Source organism: Pseudomonas fluorescens (genome assembly GCF_002022275.1).
In the GTDB taxonomy this organism is placed as follows: domain Bacteria; phylum Pseudomonadota; class Gammaproteobacteria; order Pseudomonadales; family Pseudomonadaceae; genus Aquipseudomonas; species Aquipseudomonas fluorescens_AJ.
In genome coordinates, this window is the sequence record NZ_MSDF01000014.1 from 88,099 (window position 1) to 104,309 (window position 16,211).

14 protein-coding genes are annotated in these 16,211 nt (G+C 60.2%); 10 read left to right on the forward strand and 4 right to left on the reverse strand.

What is annotated here, in order from left to right:
* Positions 1–86 precede the first annotated feature (86 nt).
* The gene (rarD, locus tag BFW87_RS08575) at positions 87–971 is read left to right on the forward strand and encodes an EamA family transporter RarD (protein ID WP_078739445.1); all 885 of its coding nucleotides are present in this window, start codon (positions 87–89) and stop codon (positions 969–971) included.
* A gap of 223 nt (positions 972–1,194) precedes the next feature.
* Here rarD and BFW87_RS08580 read toward each other — a convergent pair whose 3' ends face one another.
* Complete coding sequence (locus BFW87_RS08580) at positions 1,195–1,707, reverse strand: glycine cleavage system protein R (RefSeq protein WP_078739446.1); 513 nt, start codon at positions 1,705–1,707, stop codon at positions 1,195–1,197.
* 388 nt (positions 1,708–2,095) lie between these two features.
* Between BFW87_RS08580 and BFW87_RS08585 the strand changes: the two genes are divergently transcribed.
* A complete protein-coding gene (locus BFW87_RS08585) occupies positions 2,096–4,273 on the forward strand; it encodes a malate synthase G (protein ID WP_078739447.1) in 2,178 nt (725 codons plus the stop codon).
* Between the two features lie 111 nt (positions 4,274–4,384).
* Here the strand turns inward: BFW87_RS08585 and BFW87_RS08590 are convergent, their stop codons facing one another.
* Together BFW87_RS08590 and BFW87_RS08595 are read right to left on the reverse strand one after the other, a co-directional pair.
* Positions 4,385–4,801, reverse strand: a complete 417-nt coding sequence (locus BFW87_RS08590) for a hypothetical protein (protein WP_078739448.1) — start codon at positions 4,799–4,801, stop codon at positions 4,385–4,387.
* Between the two features lie 120 nt (positions 4,802–4,921).
* A complete protein-coding gene (locus BFW87_RS08595; RefSeq protein ID WP_078739449.1) occupies positions 4,922–5,368 on the reverse strand; it encodes a response regulator in 447 nt (148 codons plus the stop codon).
* 245 nt (positions 5,369–5,613) lie between these two features.
* Here BFW87_RS08595 and BFW87_RS08600 point away from each other — a divergent pair, with 245 nt between their 5' ends.
* From BFW87_RS08600 to BFW87_RS08635, 8 genes are all read left to right on the forward strand, one after another.
* Positions 5,614–7,536, forward strand: coding sequence for a putative nucleotidyltransferase substrate binding domain-containing protein (locus BFW87_RS08600; protein WP_078739450.1), 1,923 nt, complete (start codon positions 5,614–5,616; stop codon positions 7,534–7,536).
* Positions 7,533–8,240 carry a 3'-5' exonuclease gene (locus BFW87_RS08605; protein WP_078739451.1) on the forward strand — a complete coding sequence of 236 codons (708 nt, stop codon included), beginning with the start codon at positions 7,533–7,535 and terminating at the stop codon, positions 8,238–8,240. The genes BFW87_RS08600 and BFW87_RS08605 overlap by 4 nt, the downstream gene beginning before the upstream one ends.
* A gap of 156 nt (positions 8,241–8,396) precedes the next feature.
* The gene (locus BFW87_RS08610) at positions 8,397–8,915 is read left to right on the forward strand and encodes an RNA polymerase sigma factor (protein ID WP_078739452.1); all 519 of its coding nucleotides are present in this window, start codon (positions 8,397–8,399) and stop codon (positions 8,913–8,915) included.
* The gene (locus BFW87_RS08615) at positions 8,912–9,874 is read left to right on the forward strand and encodes a FecR domain-containing protein (RefSeq protein ID WP_078739453.1); all 963 of its coding nucleotides are present in this window, start codon (positions 8,912–8,914) and stop codon (positions 9,872–9,874) included. Before BFW87_RS08610 ends, BFW87_RS08615 begins: the two co-directional genes overlap by 4 nt.
* A gap of 208 nt (positions 9,875–10,082) precedes the next feature.
* Positions 10,083–12,491: a TonB-dependent siderophore receptor gene (locus BFW87_RS08620; RefSeq protein ID WP_078739454.1), complete on the forward strand. Its 2,409-nt coding sequence runs from the start codon at positions 10,083–10,085 to the stop codon at positions 12,489–12,491.
* 62 nt (positions 12,492–12,553) lie between these two features.
* On the forward strand, positions 12,554–13,657 hold the full coding sequence (locus tag BFW87_RS08625) for a PepSY-associated TM helix domain-containing protein (RefSeq protein ID WP_078739455.1): 1,104 nt from the start codon (positions 12,554–12,556) through the stop codon (positions 13,655–13,657).
* The gene (locus BFW87_RS08630) at positions 13,654–13,836 is read left to right on the forward strand and encodes a hypothetical protein (RefSeq protein ID WP_078739456.1); all 183 of its coding nucleotides are present in this window, start codon (positions 13,654–13,656) and stop codon (positions 13,834–13,836) included. Before BFW87_RS08625 ends, BFW87_RS08630 begins: the two co-directional genes overlap by 4 nt.
* Positions 13,837–14,002: 166 nt before the next feature.
* Positions 14,003–14,632: a glutathione S-transferase gene (locus BFW87_RS08635; protein WP_078739457.1), complete on the forward strand. Its 630-nt coding sequence runs from the start codon at positions 14,003–14,005 to the stop codon at positions 14,630–14,632.
* A 162-nt stretch (positions 14,633–14,794) separates the two neighbouring features.
* Here the strand turns inward: BFW87_RS08635 and creD are convergent, their stop codons facing one another.
* Positions 14,795–16,168, reverse strand: a complete 1,374-nt coding sequence (gene creD, locus BFW87_RS08640; protein WP_078739458.1) for a cell envelope integrity protein CreD — start codon at positions 16,166–16,168, stop codon at positions 14,795–14,797.
* Positions 16,169–16,211 lie beyond the last annotated feature (43 nt).

A 16,211-nucleotide genomic window follows, 5' to 3' on the forward strand; every position in this document is an offset into this window, starting at 1 on the left:
CCAGCTCCCACAGAAAAGCACCACCCGTTGGCTGGCAAATATCCTTACAATCGCGCTTTGTTAGCTGCCTAAGCAAGGATTCTGCAATGCACGCCGCCAACCCCCGCAAGGGGTACATCCTGGGCCTGAGCGCCTATATCACTTGGGGCCTGTTCCCGCTCTACTTCAAAGCCATCGCCAGTGTGCCCGCCGCCGAGATCATCGTGCACCGCGTGCTGTGGTCCGCGCTGTTTGGCGGTTTGCTGTTGATGGTGTGGAAACACCCCGGCTGGTTTCGCGAACTGCGCGACAACCCCAAGCGCCTGGCGATTCTGGCACTCAGCGGTTCGTTGATCGCGGCCAACTGGCTGACCTATGTGTGGTCGGTGAACAGCGGGCGCATGCTGGAAGCGAGCCTGGGTTACTACATCAACCCGCTGGTGAATGTGTTGCTGGGCATGCTGATCCTTGGCGAACGCTTGCGGCGTCTGCAATGGTTTGCCGTCGGGCTGGCGGCGATCGGTGTGGCGCAACAGGTGTGGCAAGTGGGCAGTTTGCCGTGGGTGTCGCTGGTGCTGGCGTTGACCTTTGGCTTTTACGGGTTGATCCGCAAGCAGGCACCGGTCAAGGCACTGCCGGGGCTGGTAGTGGAAACCTGGATGCTGGTGCCGATTGCCGTGGCGTGGTTGTTGTTCAACCCGTCGGCCCACAGTGCGCAGCTGGCATTTTGGAGTACGTCCGAAGCCTGGTGGCTGGTGGCCGCAGGCCCGATCACGTTGATTCCACTGGTATGTTTCAACGCCGCCGCGCGGCATTTGCCCTACACCGCTCTGGGCTTTTTACAGTACGTCGCCCCCACGCTGGTGCTGCTGGAGGCCGTGTTCCTGTTCGGTGAACAGCTGGCAACCAGCACCCTGATCGCCTTTGCCTTCATCTGGGCGGGGCTGGTGATCTACAGCCTGGACGCCTGGCTGACCGTGCGCAAACGCTGATCAAATAACGTACAAACCTCTGCAAGCCCCATCCCGCGTGGCTTGCAGCCATCAGCCCCAAGGTTATCCACAGCCTGATCCCCGCCATTTGTGCACAAGCCTTTGAAACTGCTCGTTTTTTGCTCAGCTGGCGGAGAAGGCCGGCCAGCGTGGCCTGGCGCGGTGTCTCTACAGGTTATCCACAGGCCCATGCAAGATTTCCATGCATAACCCTGTGGGCAAATCACTCCTCGTGGTGCAGCTCCACCATCAAGTCATCGGCCAGGGTTTCCAGGGACAGTTGCAAGGTATCCAGGGATAACGCTGCTGGCACCTGCAACAATGCCTCGGCGGTAAACAACGGGTCACCACTCATGGGCGCCGGACGCACGTCCGTGCTCAGGCTTCCCAGGTTCACGCCCTGCTGGCTCAGCAGCGCCGTAATCTCGCGCACGATGCCCGCGCGGTCGTTGCCCACCAGCGTCATCAGGATCGACTTGGAAGCTGCGGCCTGACCTGTGCTGCCCTCCCCCACCAGCACACGGATGCCGTGTGTGGATAAATCTTCCAGCGCGCCCACCAGCGCATGACGGTTTTCGGCAGGCACACTGACCCGCAGAATCCCGGCAAACTGCCCGGCCATGTGCGCCATACGGCTTTCCAGCCAGTTGCCACCGTGGGCGGCGATGTTCTGTGCGATGCGTTCAACCAGCCCGGGTTTGTCGGCGGCGATAATTGTGAGTACAAGATGGTCCATGGCGAAGCCCTCTGAATTCAATCTACAAGGTGGACTCGGGAGCCCTCGAAAACAAATCGTGTACCATTTTTATATTTATCTGGAACAATCCGATAGTTTTTTGAGAACATCCCATTCCCCACTGTGACCGAATGTCACAGGAGGGTCGCTAAACGACGTATTTAGTCAAATTTTCACAACCGCAAGTCATCATGTAGTATGCCCAATCGCGCACTACATAACGTTAGGTCGATGTCTGCCAAGGCACCAACGTATCGCGCAATCCGCCAGCCCAGCCGCCTTTTACGGCATGTACCGGGGGATCGGGTTCGTGGTTTAAATGGCCAGAGGCTTCATTGGTAAATTGAAAAGCTGAAAAGCGCATAAGCTCCGCAGAGTGAGGCAAGAGATGACTGAACACGTTCAAGTCGGTGGCCTTAAGGTCGCCAAAGTCCTGTTCGACTTCGTGAACAACGAAGCCATTCCCGGCACCGGCATCACGGCCGACCAGTTCTGGGCCGGCGCCGACAAGGTCATCCACGACCTGGCACCGAAGAACAAAGCCCTGCTCGCCAAACGCGACGATTTCCAAGCGCGCATCGATACCTGGCATCAAACGCACGCCGGCCAGGCTCACGACGCGGTGGCCTACAAAGCCTTCCTGCAAGACATCGGATACCTGCTGCCAGAAGCCGCAGACTTCCAGGCCACGACCCAAAACGTCGATGACGAAATTGCCCGCATGGCCGGCCCTCAGTTGGTCGTGCCGGTGATGAACGCCCGTTTCGCCCTCAACGCCTCGAATGCGCGCTGGGGTTCGCTGTATGACGCGCTGTATGGCACCGACGCCATCAGCGAAGCCGACGGCGCCGAGAAAGGTAAAGGCTACAACAAGGTGCGTGGCGACAAAGTCATCGCTTTCGCCCGCGCTTTCCTCGACGAAGCCGCACCGCTCAGCGCCGGCAGCCACGTTGACTCCACCGGTTACAAGATCGTCGATGGCATCCTCATCGTCAGCCTCAAAGGTGGCAGCAACAGCGGCCTGCGTGACGACGCTCAGTTGATCGGTTTCCAGGGCCCTGCGGCCGAGCCGATCGCCATCCTGCTCAAGCACAACGGACTGCACTTCGAAATCCAGATCGACGCCAGCACCCCGGTCGGCCAGACCGACGCCGCCGGCGTCAAAGACGTGCTGATGGAAGCCGCGCTGACCACCATCATGGACTGCGAAGACTCCGTCGCCGCCGTCGATGCCGACGACAAAGTGGTGATCTACCGCAACTGGCTCGGCCTGATGAAGGGCGACCTGGCCGAAGAAGTGGCCAAGGGTGGCAAGACCTTCACCCGCACCATGAACGCCGACCGCGTCTACACCGGCGTCGATGGCCAGGACGTGACCCTGCACGGCCGTTCGCTGTTGTTCGTGCGCAACGTTGGGCACTTGATGACCATCGATGCGATACTCGACAAAGACGGTAACGAAGTACCGGAAGGCATTCTCGACGGCCTGCTGACCAGCCTCGCGGCGATCCACAGCCTCAACGGCACCAGCAGCCGCAAGAACAGCCGCACCGGTTCCGTTTACATCGTGAAACCAAAGATGCACGGCCCGGAAGAGGCCGCCTTCACCAACGAGCTGTTCGGGCGCATCGAAGACGTGCTGAACCTGCCACGTAACACGCTCAAAGTCGGGATCATGGACGAGGAGCGCCGCACCACGGTCAACCTCAAGGCCTGCATCAAGGCCGCCAGCGAGCGCGTGGTGTTTATCAACACTGGCTTCCTCGACCGCACCGGCGACGAAATCCACACCTCCATGGAAGCCGGCGCGATGGTGCGCAAGGCTGCCATGAAGGCCGAGAAATGGATCGGCGCCTACGAAAACTGGAACGTCGATATCGGCTTGAGCACCGGCCTGCAAGGTCGTGCGCAGATCGGTAAAGGCATGTGGGCCATGCCCGACCTGATGGCGGCGATGCTTGAACAGAAAATCGCCCACCCACTGGCCGGCGCCAACACGGCCTGGGTACCGTCGCCGACCGCGGCGGCGCTGCACGCGCTGCACTACCACAAGGTTGACGTGTTCGCCCGCCAAGCGGAGCTGGCCAAGCGCGAGCGCGCGTCGGTGGACGATATCCTGACGATTCCTCTGGCCACCAACACCGATTGGTCCGACGAAGAAATCCGCAACGAGCTGGACAACAACGCTCAGGGCATCCTCGGCTACGTGGTGCGCTGGATCGACCAAGGCGTGGGCTGCTCGAAAGTGCCGGACATCAACGACGTCGGCCTGATGGAAGACCGCGCCACCCTGCGCATCTCCAGCCAGCACATTGCCAACTGGCTGCGCCACGGCATCGTCAACGAAGATCAGGTAATGGAAAGCCTCAAGCGCATGGCGCCGGTGGTGGACCGTCAGAATGCCGGTGACACGCTGTACCGGCCACTGGCACCGGATTTCGACAGCAACATCGCGTTCCAGGCAGCGGTGGAGTTGGTGATTGAAGGGACTAAACAGCCTAATGGTTATACCGAGCCGGTGTTGCATCGTCGGCGTCGGGAGTTCAAGGCTAAAAATGGTCTTTGAATAAGCAGCGCTCATGAAAAAGCCCTGATCGGAAGATCAGGGCTTTTTTATGACAATCCACTAAGTGTGCTGTTTAAACGCACCAAAATTGAGATTTCTTACGACGACCAGTCAGGATGAGTAGGCAAAGAACGCACCATTTAACAAGACACTTCCTCCTGTCGCACTCTCCAATCGCACATTTTCCAAGTCCCCCTTCTGCACTCGGAGCTCGCCAACCTGTTCAATGCCTAATCGAAGCAGCCCACCTGCCCCTTGAGTATCAAACGTCTGGCCACTGCTATCGGTATAACTAATATTGTCGGGTGACCCGGTGGTAACTATCTTTGAACCCGAGTTAAACGATTCGGCATAGGTTATTTCGATTTTTTCAGAGCCTTCGCCCGAGATCTTGGTTCTCTTGGGCGTACCCGAGACGTTTTTAATTTTAAGAACCCGGGCCTCGGGTGCGTCGTCCGTCTTTATCAAACAGAACGTGCCTTCCAACTCTTTGGCGGTCTTCGCTTTAGTTTCCGCAGCAGTCGTCATGGTGAGCTCCTTGTCCACAGGTTATGAGCCACTGGCAACACTCCAGAACGCTCCAACCCAGTACACCGCCCTCCCACTTTCCTGCCTACTGTCAACGTTGACAGGTTCGACCAGCGGTCACTACTGCGCCATCCCCAGCTCGCGCTTGACCATTTTCGCCAATTTCACACTGTCGATCGGCTTAAGCAGAAAATCCACCACGCTTAAATGCATCGCATCAATCACATCCGGCGCTTCTGCGTCCCCCGACATAATGATGATCGGCAATGCCGCGCGGGTAGAGCTGCGCACTTGGCGGATCAATTCCAGGCCGTTGCTCGGCGCCATGCGCAAATCCGTGATCAACAAGCCGATGGAACTGCTGGAGCTCAACAAGTCCCACGCCGATTCGCCGCTGTCGGCGGTCATGCAGCGAATACCGTCCAGGCCCAGGATTTCCGCCAGCAGTTCACGCGCGTCCTTGTCATCGTCAACAATCAACACGCGTTGTGGCGGTAAATCAGGCTCCAGCATCACGGCGCTCAGCGCCTCGCGCTCGGCATCACTCAAAATATCGTGGTCGGACATACGTTTCTCAGCAGTTCTCATCAATCTCCCAGCACACTCGTCAGACATCTGCGGAAGGGCGAACAATGTGCACTTCGTCGGAAAGTTTGCCTAGTGGGCGTTCTACGGGGTTTGCACAATAGCCATGTAAGGTTTTTCCCTAGTTCGGCGCGATTTTCCTCGACCTAGACTTACGTCCAATGGGCACCCGCCTCGCGGAAGTCGACCATGAGGAACGATAACGACAAAAAACTGCGGTCACTGTTATGAGTAAAGCTGATGCTTTCACACAGGCGGGAAAAACCGCCGTGTTGCAGAACATCCACGGCACCCTGCAATTCCTGCAACGCTTCCCGCCCTTCAACCAGATGGAAAACGCGCACCTGGCGTTTCTGGTGGAACAGTGCCAACTGCGTTTCTACGGGCCGGGCGACAGCATCCTCAAACCGTCGGGCGGGCCGGTCGAACACTTTTATATCGTCAAGCAAGGCCGAGTGGTCGGTGAACGGCCTGACTCCACGCAAGCCACCTTCGAAATTACCACCGGTGAGTGCTTCCCCCTCGCCGCGTTGCTGGGTGAGCGCGCAACCCGCACCGAGCACAAGGCCGCCGAAGATACCTTCTGCCTACAACTGAACAAGCCGGCCTTTATCAAGCTGTTCGCGCTGTCCAGCCCGTTTCGCGACTTTGCCCTGCGCGGCGTCAGCAGTTTGCTGGACCAGGTTAACCAGCAAGTGCAGCAAAAAGCCGTGGAAACCCTCGGCACCCAGTACTCGCTGAATACCCGCCTGGGCGAGTTGGCGATGCGCCACCCGGTCTCCTGCAGCCCGGATACGCCGCTGCGCGAGGCGGTGACGCTGATGCACGAGCAACAGGTCGGCAGCATCGTGATTGTGGATGAGCACAAGGCGCCTTTGGGCATCTTCACCCTGCGCGACCTGCGCCAAGTGGTCGCCGACGGCACTCAGGATTTCAATCAGGTCATCGAACATCATATGACCCAGGCGCCTTTCTTCCTGACGCCTGACCACAGCGCCTTCGACGCCGCCATCGCCATGACCGAGCGCCATATCGCCCACGTGTGCCTGGTCAAGGACCAGCGCCTGTGTGGCGTGGTGTCCGAGCGCGACCTGTTTTCCCTGCAACGCGTGGACCTGGTGCACTTGGCCCGCACCATCCGCAACGCGCCACGGGTGGAAAACCTGGTGGCGATTCGCGGCGAGATCGGCCAGTTGGTGGAACGCATGCTGGCCCATGGCGCCTCGTCGACCCAGATCACCCACATCATTACGCTGCTCAACGACCACACGGTGTGCCGGGTGATAGAGCTGACCCTCGCCGACAAAGGCGACCCCGGCGTGCCTTTCAGCTGGCTGTGTTTCGGCAGCGAAGGGCGCCGTGAGCAAACGCTGTATACCGACCAAGACAACGGCATTCTGTTCGAGGCCAAGGACGCCGCCGAAGCCGCCGACATTCGCGCGCGGTTGTTGCCGCTGGCGCAGCAGATCAATCAAAGCCTGGCGCTGTGTGGCTTCAGCCTGTGCAAGGGCAACATCATGGCCGGCAACCCCGAGCTGTGCCTGTCGCGGGCCGAATGGGCGCGGCGTTTCTCGGCATTTATCCGCGAGGCGACCCCGGAGAACTTGCTGGGGTCGAGCATCTATTTCGACTTGCGGGTGGTATGGGGCGACGAACATGGCTGCGAGCAATTGCGCCAGGGTATCCTCGATCAGGTCGCGGATAACCGTCTGTTTCAGCGCATGCTCGCCGAAAACGCGTTGCGCCAGCGCCCGCCGGTGGGGCGCTTCCGCGAATTTGTGCTGGCCCGCAAAGGCACGGAAAAAGCCACGCTGGACCTCAAAGTGCAAGGCCTGACGCCCTTTGTCGACGGCGCGCGCCTGCTGGCCCTGGCCAATGGCATTCACGCCAACAACACCCTGGAACGCCTGCGCCAATTGGTAGACAAGGAAGTGATCGAACCGCTGGACGGCGCCGCCTATGAGGAGGCCTACCATTTCATCCAGCAAACCCGCATGCAGCAGCACCAGTTGCAAACCCGCGAGAACCAGCCGTACTCCAACCGCGTCGACCCCGACAGCCTCAACCACCTGGACCGGCGCATCCTGCGTGAATCCCTGCGCCAGGCCCAACGCCTGCAAAGCAGCCTGACCTTGCGGTATCAACTGTGAGTTTATTCGGATGGCTGCGTGCGAAAAAACCCGGGCTCGACGCGGCGCAATTGCAGCGCCTGGGCCAGCTGCGCGCACCCGGTGTGCTCGGCGGCGGGCCATTGCGCAGCCAGCGCTGGGTGGTGGTGGATCTGGAAACCAGCGGCCTGAACCTTAACCGTGACCAAGTGCTGTCCATTGGCGCCGTGGTGATCGAGGACGGCGCTGTAGACTTTTCCCAGCTGTTTGAGCGCACCCTGCAACGTGCCGAAACAAAGCTAAGCCCCAGCGTGTTGATCCACGGCCTGGGCCCGAGTGCGATTGCCGCCGGCAGCGACCCGGTCGAAGCCTTGCTGGACTTCATGGCGTTCGTCGGCGACAGCCCTTTGCTGGCCTTCCATGCGCCATTCGATCAACACATGCTCTGCAGGGCACTCAAGGACAGCCTGGGTTACCGCCTGGCTCATCCATTTTTCGATGTGGCCGACATCGCCCCGTTGCTGTGCCCCGAGGCCAACATCCGTGAAGCCGGGCTCGACGACTGGATCAACCACTTCAAACTGCACGTGGGCGAGCGCCATCACGCCAGCGCCGATGCCCTGGCCACGGCCGAGCTGATGCTCATCCTGTTCAGCCGCGCCAAACACCAGCAAATCGACAGCCCGCAAGCGCTGCAAGAGCGTTTAAGCCAATGGAAACGGCGTAAACAATCTCCCACCTTCTAATGTAGTGAGCAGGCTTGTGTGGCAAGCCAGCTCACTACCATCAACAGTGGCTACGGGCGTTTTAACCGACAGACGCCAATTGCTTACGCCCTGCGCCTCTGACACAATCGCGAATAATTCTCGTTAGTTTAAACCTTCAGTTTATTCGGTGATGCCTTGTCGTCGGTCCAGACCCCACACAGTGAGCTTGTTGGCGCGTTGTATCGCGACCATCGTGGCTGGCTGTTGGCCTGGCTGCGGCGCAACGTAGCCTGCCCGAGCCGCGCCGAAGATCTGAGCCAGGACACCTTCATGCGCCTGCTGGGCCGTGACGAGCTGCGCGAACCCCGCGAACCCCGGGCGTTTCTGGTGGCGATCGCCAAAGGCTTGCTGTTCGACTACTTCCGTCGCGCGGCGCTGGAGCAGGCCTACCTCACCGAACTGATGCTGATCCCGGAAAGCGAGCACCCCTCGCCCGAAGAACAGCAATTGATCCTCGAAGACCTCAAGGCCATCGACCGCCTGCTCGGCAAGCTCTCGAGCAAGGCCCGAACCGCCTTCCTCTATAACCGCCTCGATGGCCTGGGCCACGCCGAAATCGCCAAGCGCCTCGGCGTGTCGGTACCGCGCGTACGCCAGTACCTGGCCCAAGGCATTCGCCAGTGCTACATCGCGCTGTATGGCGAGCCGCTGTGACAGGCTCCAAACCGGTGTCGGCACGCGTGCTGGATGCAGCCATTGCCTGGCAACTGTCCCTCGATTCGGGCGATGGCAGCGCCATTGAGCACGAAGAGTTCGACAAATGGCTGGCAGCAGACGAAGAACACGCCCGCGCCTGGCGCCAGCTGGGCATGCTTGACCAGCGTTTCAGCGCGGCCTCGGGCCCGGCACGGGCGGCGTTGTTGCAGTCGCGTGAAGGCATTCGCCAGCGTGTGCGCAAGCTGGGCAGTGGCCTGGCAAGTGTGGCGCTGGTGATAGGCCTGGGGTTGTTTGCCGGTGAACGCTACGTGCCAATTCACTATTGGCTGGCCGACCAACGCACCGCCACCGGCGAGCAGCGAACGCTGAAACTGGCGGACGGCACGCTGATCAACCTCAACACCCACAGCGCCATTGACGTGCGTTTTGATGAAAAGCGCCGGTTGATCGTGTTGCAGGAAGGCGAAATCCTCGTCGAAACCGGCCACAACGATGCGCGGCCGTTTTATGTGCAAACCCGCGACGGCAGCCTGCGGGCGCTGGGCACGCGGTTTATCGTCAAGCGTGAGGACGACGCCACGCGCCTGAGCGTGTTGCAGTCGGCCGTGGCCGCGCAGCCTGAGGCGCTGCGCCAGGAACAGATTTTCAAGGAAGGCCAACAAGTGCTGATGCGCAGCGACGGCCTCGGCCCGGTACTGGCCGTCAGCCCCGCCACCGACGCCTGGACGCGCGGCATGCTGGTGGTCGACAACGCGCGCTTGGGCAATGTGGTCGAGGAGCTGGGTCGATACCGCACCGGCTACCTGGGTGTGGATAAAAACGTCGCAGATTTGCGCATCACCGGTAGCTTTCCGCTGCATGACACGACGCTGGCGTTGAATGCGCTGCTGCCGACATTGCCGGTGCAGATCGAGCAGCACACGCCGTGGTGGGTGACGGTCAAGGGTAAACCTTAGGGGCTGCGGTACTCCGGTTATTGCTATCGCAGGCAAGCCAGCTCCCACATTTTTGATTTGTGAATACCGTCAAATGTGGGAGCTGGCTTGCCTGCGATGAGGCCCTGAAGAACACCCCAAAAAAATATTTTCACCCCGCCCTATCACTTTTCAATTCTCGCTCGGCACCTAGGCAATTGAGAAATATTTCCATTCAGGAGCCGTCCCCATGTCCCGCACGCTCGACACCCTGTTGCGCCCCAGCCTGTTAACCCTGGCCATCGCCCTCAGCGCCCCGCTGGCCAGCACCTCGCTGATCGCCGCCGAACAGGCCTCCAGCGTGCGCGCCTACAACCTGCCGGCGGCGCCGTTGGCCACCACGTTGAACCAGATCGCCAGCCAGGCCGGCCTCGCGCTGACGCTCAACCCGTCGCTGGCCTCAGGCAAAACCTCGGCCCCGGTCACAGGTCAGTTCGACGCACAAGGCGCATTGCGTGAAGCCTTGCGTGGGACAGGGTTGCAGTTGGAGCAGAGCAGCGCGGGGACGTTTACGCTGGTGGCGATTCCGGAGGGGGTAGTGGCGTTGCCGGAGACCAGCATTACTGGTCAAGGCAGCTATGAAAGCGCATGGGGCCCCGTAGACGGTTATGTCGCAACGCGCACTGCTGCAGGTACCAAGACCGACACGCCGATCATTGAGGCGCCTCGCTCGATGTCTGTGGTTACGCGTGCACAGATGGAGGACCGTGGCGTGCAAAACCTGGATGACGCCGTGCGCTACATGCCCGGCGTGATTGCCAGCAGCTACGGCAGTGACTCACGTGCCGACTGGCTACGAGTGCGCGGCTTCGAGCCGACCCAATTCCTTGACGGCCTGCCGTTGCCCAAGGGCTCCTACGCCAACCCGAAACAGGAAACCTGGAACCTGGACCGCGTGACACTGTTGCGCGGCCCTGCCTCCTCGGTTTACGGCCAAACCCCTCCCGGCGGTATGCTCGACATGATCAGCCGTCGCCCTCAGGCTGAAAGCAGCAATGCCGTACGCGCCGAAGTCGGCAGCAACAACCGTAAACAGATCAGCTTCGACAGCACCGGCAAGATTGATGACCAAGGCGAGTTTCTCTACCGCGTTGATGGCGTGGTTCGCGACAGCGGCTCGCCGATCGATCATGTAGACGACAAGCGTTACAACATCGCGCCCAGCTTGACCTGGAACATTAACGATGACACTCACCTGACCCTGCTCTCGCAATTTACCCGCGATGACACCGGGATCAGTGGTCAGTTTCTGCCGCTGCAAGGCACCAAGTTGAGTTCGCCGGCAGGCAAGATTTCCCACCATAAAAACCTCGGCGAACCGGATCAGGACTACTACGACCGCACTTACTACGCTTTGGGTTATGCCTTTGACCATCGCTTCAACGATGTCTGGCAGTTCAAGCAAAACCTGCGTTACACCAAGAGCGAGCTGGCTTTCAACACCACCTATTCCAGCTACGGCGACACCGCAGTCGGAGCAGATGGCATGCTCAAACGCATTTACGACAAGGTCGACGAAGACATCGCGCAACTCGCTTTAGATAACAATTTCCAGGCCGACTTCCAGACCGGCGCGCTGAGCCATACCCTGTTGCTCGGCCTGGATCACCAGCGTTCCAACACCGATTACCACTGGGTCGAAGGCAACGCGGCGAGCATCAACCCGAACCGCCCGATCTATAACCAGCCACGCCCGGCGGGCGCGCCATTCACCTTCTACGACTACAACCAGAAGACTGTGCAGACCGGCCTTTACATCCAGGACCAGATTGCCCTGGATAAATGGCGCCTGACTCTGGGCGGGCGTGAGGACTGGATTCACACCGGCACCACCTTCTTCAACATGAACGATGCGACCAACACTCAGCGTGACAAAGCCTTTAGCGGCAACGCAGGCTTGAGCTATGTATTCGATTCGGGCATCACTCCGTACATTTCCTACACCGAGTCGTTCCAACCCACCGCCGGTGCCAGCGCCAGCGCTACCGAATCATTCAAACCCACCGAAGGCAAACAGACCGAGGTCGGTGTGAAATACCAACCCGTGGGCAGCAAGACTCTGCTGACCGCCGCGGTGTTTGACCTGCGCCAGCAGAATGTCTCGGTGACACAGAACAACATCACCAGCCAGATCGGCGAAATCAGTGTGCGCGGCCTTGAATTGGAAGCCACCTCGGAAGTGACCGACAATCTGAAACTGGTAGGTTCGTACACCTACACCGACACCGAAATCCTCAAGGGAGACGACAAGGGCAACCGCATGAAACTGGTGCCACGCAACCAGGCTTCACTGTGGTCTGACTACACTTGGCACTCGGGCGTGCTGGACGGTTTCGGTATGGGTGCTGGCGTGCGGTATGTAGGCGACACTTATGGCAACACCGCCAACACTGCCAATGGTCATGTGGGCTCGTACACCGTGTACGACGCCGCGGTGCATTACGACTTGAGCCGCCTAAACCCTGTACTTGCGGGTGTTTCAGTGGATGTCACCGCCAAAAATATCTTCAACAAAGACTACCTGTCGACGTGCGACGGAGCCTGGTGCTACTACGGCGATGAACGCAATGTCGTAGCGGCTGTAAATTACAAGTGGTAAGCCACTGACACGGCCACCCAAGGGTCACGGTTCGCCGTGACCCTTTTGCATTTGGATGAAGCATGAAAAGCAAAACCATCCGCCGCTGGTCCTTCATCCACACCTGGACCAGCCTGATCTGCACGGTATTCCTCCTGTTGCTGGCCCTCACCGGCCTGCCGCTGGTGTTTCACCACGAGATCGATCACCTGCTGGGCAATGAGCCAGAACTCGCTCAGATGCCCGCCGACACACCGCAGCTCAACCTTGAGCAGCTTGTGGCCAAGGCTCAGGCGCATCGCCCAGGTGAGGCCCTGCAATACCTGGCCTGGGACGAAGACTACAAGAACGGCGTGATCGCAATCATGGCTGCCACGGCTGGCACCGAGCCCAACTCGTCCCACACGTTCATGCTCGATGCGCGCACCGGTGAGGCGGTGGAAACCCCGGCCGCCAATGGCGGGGTGACGCTGTTCCTGCTGCGCCTGCATACCGATATGTTCGTCGGGCTGCCGGGCAAATTGCTGCTCGCGTTCATGGGCATTTTGTTCGTGGTGGCGATTGTCTCGGGCACGGTGCTGTACCTGCCGTTCATGCGCCGGCTGAAGTTCGCCACCGTGCGCCAGGACAAATCCACGCGGCTGCGCTGGCTCGACCTGCACAACTTGATCGGCGTGGTTACCCTGACGTGGGCGCTGGTAGTGGGCGTGACCGGCGTGATCAGCGCCTGCGCCGACCTGATCATCGCCGCTTGGCGTCAGGACAGCCTCAGCGCGATGATCGAACCCTACAAAAACGCCCCGCCGCTGACCCTGCGGGCACCGGCGACTGATTTGCTCACCATCGCCGCCAAAGCCGCGCCGGGCATGCAGCCCGACTTTATCGCCTTCCCCGGCACACGTTTTTCCAGCGAGCACCATTACGCGGTGTTCATGAAGGGCAGCACGCATTTGACCTCGCACTTGCTCACGCCGGTGCTGATCGACGCCAGCACCCTGGCCGTCACCGCCATCGCCGAACGGCCGTGGTACATGGACGCGATGGGCATGTCGCAGCCACTGCACTTTGGCGACTACGGCGGCATGCCGATGAAGATCCTCTGGGCGGTGCTGGATGTGCTGACCATCATCGTGCTGGGCAGCGGGGTTTACCTGTGGATCGTGCGGCGCAAGGCGGCCCGCGCATGAAGCCGCGTCAGTCGAATTTCTGGAAAGTGTTTGGCATTCCGCTGGGGATTGGCCTGCTGAGTGCGGCGGGATTGTTTGCGGCGTTGCTGGGGGATGGGCTGTGGGATTCGCTCAGTTGGGTGGGGTTGGGGATTCCTGCAGTGATTGGTGTTTGGGGGATGGTTAAGCGGCGGGGCTGAGGGCCTCATCGCAGGCAAGCCAGCTCCCACTCTTTTTGATCTGTGAACCCGCTCAAGTGTGGGAGCTGGCTTGCCTGCGATAGCGCCCTCAAAAACACCGAAAATCCCCCTCGCCAGCCACCCGGCAACCCTCTAGGCTAGCCCCAGCCCATTTCGAGGAATGCCCATGTCCGCGCCCAGCATGACCTTGTTTCACAGCCCCGCTTCCCCGTTTGTTCGCAAGGTTCACGTAGTACTGATCGAAACCGGCCTGTTGGACCGGGTGACGCTGCGCAGCTGCACGACCACGCCGGTCAACCCGGATGCGCACCTGCTGCAGGACAACCCCGTGGGCAAGATCCCGGCCCTGCGCCTTGCCGATGGCAGCGTGTTGCACGACAGCCGGGTGATCCTCGACTACCTAGACCACCAGCACCTCGGCACCCCGCTGATCCCCCGCGACGGCCCGGCCCGCTGGCGCCGCCTGACCCTGGCCTCGATAGCCGACGGCATCATGGACGCCGCGGTGCTGGTACGTTACGAGACCGCGTTGCGCCCGGCGGACAAGCACTGGGACCAGTGGCTGGCTGAGCAGCGCAACAAGATCCGCCGTAGTGTGGCCGAGCTGGAGCAGGACGCCGTTGCCGAGCTGAGCGGCCACTTCGATATCGCAGCACTCGGCGTGGCCTGTGCCTTGGCTTATCTGGATTTCCGTCACCCGGACCTGCAATGGCGCCTGGCCAATCCAAAGCTCGCGGCGTGGCATGCCGAGGTCAGCCAGCGGCCCTCGATGCAGCAGACCCAACCGCAGGTTTAACACCCTGTGGGAGCGGGCTTGCCCGCGATAGCGGTGTGTCATTCAACACATTTGTTTCTGATCCACGGCTATCGCGGGCAAGCCCGCTCCCACAGAGGCCGGTGGCAAAGTTGAGGAAGTCGACCAACCGCACCCTCATCTGCTGATCCTCACGCAACCCGATCATTGCACCGCCTCCAGATCAAACTGCAAGGGCTCTGCCGACTTGCGCCTGCCCACGCCATACCAATCCAGCTTGCGCGTCAGCACCATCACCGTGCCCAGCAGGCCGAACAGCAACAGCGAGCCCATCAACAGCGCATAGTCTTCGGCGCTCAACAGCCCGTACAACAAGCCATACAACGCCGCCAACCCTGCGGAAAACCCGAGGCCGTGAGCAATGCTGCGCAGCACATGACACACGTAGAAACCAATCAGCAGCACACAGGCACTCGCCGAGATGAGGTACGCCAGGGCGAAGCCGATGTGTTCGGACAACGACAGCAAGAGCAGATAGAAAAACGCCAGGGCAACGCCCACCAGGGCATATTGGATCGGGTGCACCACCAGGCCCTTGAGCACTTCGAACAGGAAGAAACCGGCAAAGGTCAGGGCGATAAACAGCAGTGCATATTTGATCGCGCGGTCACTCTTGAGGTACTGGTCCACCGGGTCGATGAAGTTCACGCCAAAGCTGCGGCTGTTGAAATCGTCACAGACTTTGTCAACCGAGCAGCCGTGCAGGGTTTCTTCCAGGTTGGTGGAGAAGAACGTGGTCTGCCAGTTGGCGGTAAACCCCTTGTCGGTCACTTCGCGTTGCGCCGGCAGGAAGTTACCGATGAAGCTCGGGTGCGGCCAATTGGAGGCGAGTGACACCTGGCTGATCTTGCCCACCGGCACCACTTGCAGTTGTTCGGTGCCTTGCAGGCGCAGGTCGAAGGCGAAGTCCAGGGCGGCTGGTTTTTTGCTGTCCTGTTCCGGCAACGCCACGTGTACGCCCTCTCCCAGCCAGGCCACTTGGGTACCCGGCGAGAACTCCAGGTGCTGGCCGCCGAGTTCCAGTTTCAGCGCATTTTCAATGCCGCGAATATCGCTGATGCCCACCGCCAGAAAGGCCGGCTCAAAGGTGTAATCAGCGAAGTTTTCCTTGATACCCAGCTGCTCAGGCAGAACAAAGCGCCCGCTGATGCGGTTGTCGGCATGGAACAGCCGCGCCTGGTAGATGCCCCGTGCACGCAGTTCGGTTTGCACCTGGCCGTCGAGCTCAAAACGCTCCGGCAGGAAATACAGACGACCGCGCACTTCACGGGTTTCCTCGTAGCGTCTGTTGAGCTTTTCATTGAGTTTCCACTCGCGGACGATCTTGCGATAAGGCACCACCATCACCGGGCCGGTGAGGCGCTGGCTGTAGCTGGAGCTACGGGCGATATCCTCCAGCACACTGTCGCGAGCGTACTGGCGGTCGGCGATGATGCCGTTGATCATCAGCAACGGAATCAGCAACAGCAGAATCAGCAGCGCAATCGCGCCAAGTTTGAAAAGCAGGCTGCGGTTCATGGGTCTCTCCCTGTTTTGATGGGGAGAGTCTGCGCAGCCCGTA

What these genes read in the sequence shown, in the direction of transcription:
- BFW87_RS08600 (WP_078739450.1), top strand. Translation starts at nt 5,614, where the DNA reads ATGAGTAAAGCTGATGCTTTCACACAGGCGGGAAAAACCGCCGTGTTG.
- creD (WP_078739458.1), bottom strand. Translation starts at nt 16,168, where the DNA reads ATGAACCGCAGCCTGCTTTTCAAACTTGGCGCGATTGCGCTGCTGATT.
- BFW87_RS08590 (WP_078739448.1), bottom strand. Translation starts at nt 4,801, where the DNA reads ATGACGACTGCTGCGGAAACTAAAGCGAAGACCGCCAAAGAGTTGGAA.
- BFW87_RS08635 (WP_078739457.1), top strand. Translation starts at nt 14,003, where the DNA reads ATGTCCGCGCCCAGCATGACCTTGTTTCACAGCCCCGCTTCCCCGTTT.
- BFW87_RS08625 (WP_078739455.1), top strand. Translation starts at nt 12,554, where the DNA reads ATGAAAAGCAAAACCATCCGCCGCTGGTCCTTCATCCACACCTGGACC.
- BFW87_RS08585 (WP_078739447.1), top strand. Translation starts at nt 2,096, where the DNA reads ATGACTGAACACGTTCAAGTCGGTGGCCTTAAGGTCGCCAAAGTCCTG.
- BFW87_RS08630 (WP_078739456.1), top strand. Translation starts at nt 13,654, where the DNA reads ATGAAGCCGCGTCAGTCGAATTTCTGGAAAGTGTTTGGCATTCCGCTG.
- rarD (WP_078739445.1), top strand. Translation starts at nt 87, where the DNA reads ATGCACGCCGCCAACCCCCGCAAGGGGTACATCCTGGGCCTGAGCGCC.
- BFW87_RS08595 (WP_078739449.1), bottom strand. Translation starts at nt 5,368, where the DNA reads ATGTCCGACCACGATATTTTGAGTGATGCCGAGCGCGAGGCGCTGAGC.
- BFW87_RS08580 (WP_078739446.1), bottom strand. Translation starts at nt 1,707, where the DNA reads ATGGACCATCTTGTACTCACAATTATCGCCGCCGACAAACCCGGGCTG.
- BFW87_RS08620 (WP_078739454.1), top strand. Translation starts at nt 10,083, where the DNA reads ATGTCCCGCACGCTCGACACCCTGTTGCGCCCCAGCCTGTTAACCCTG.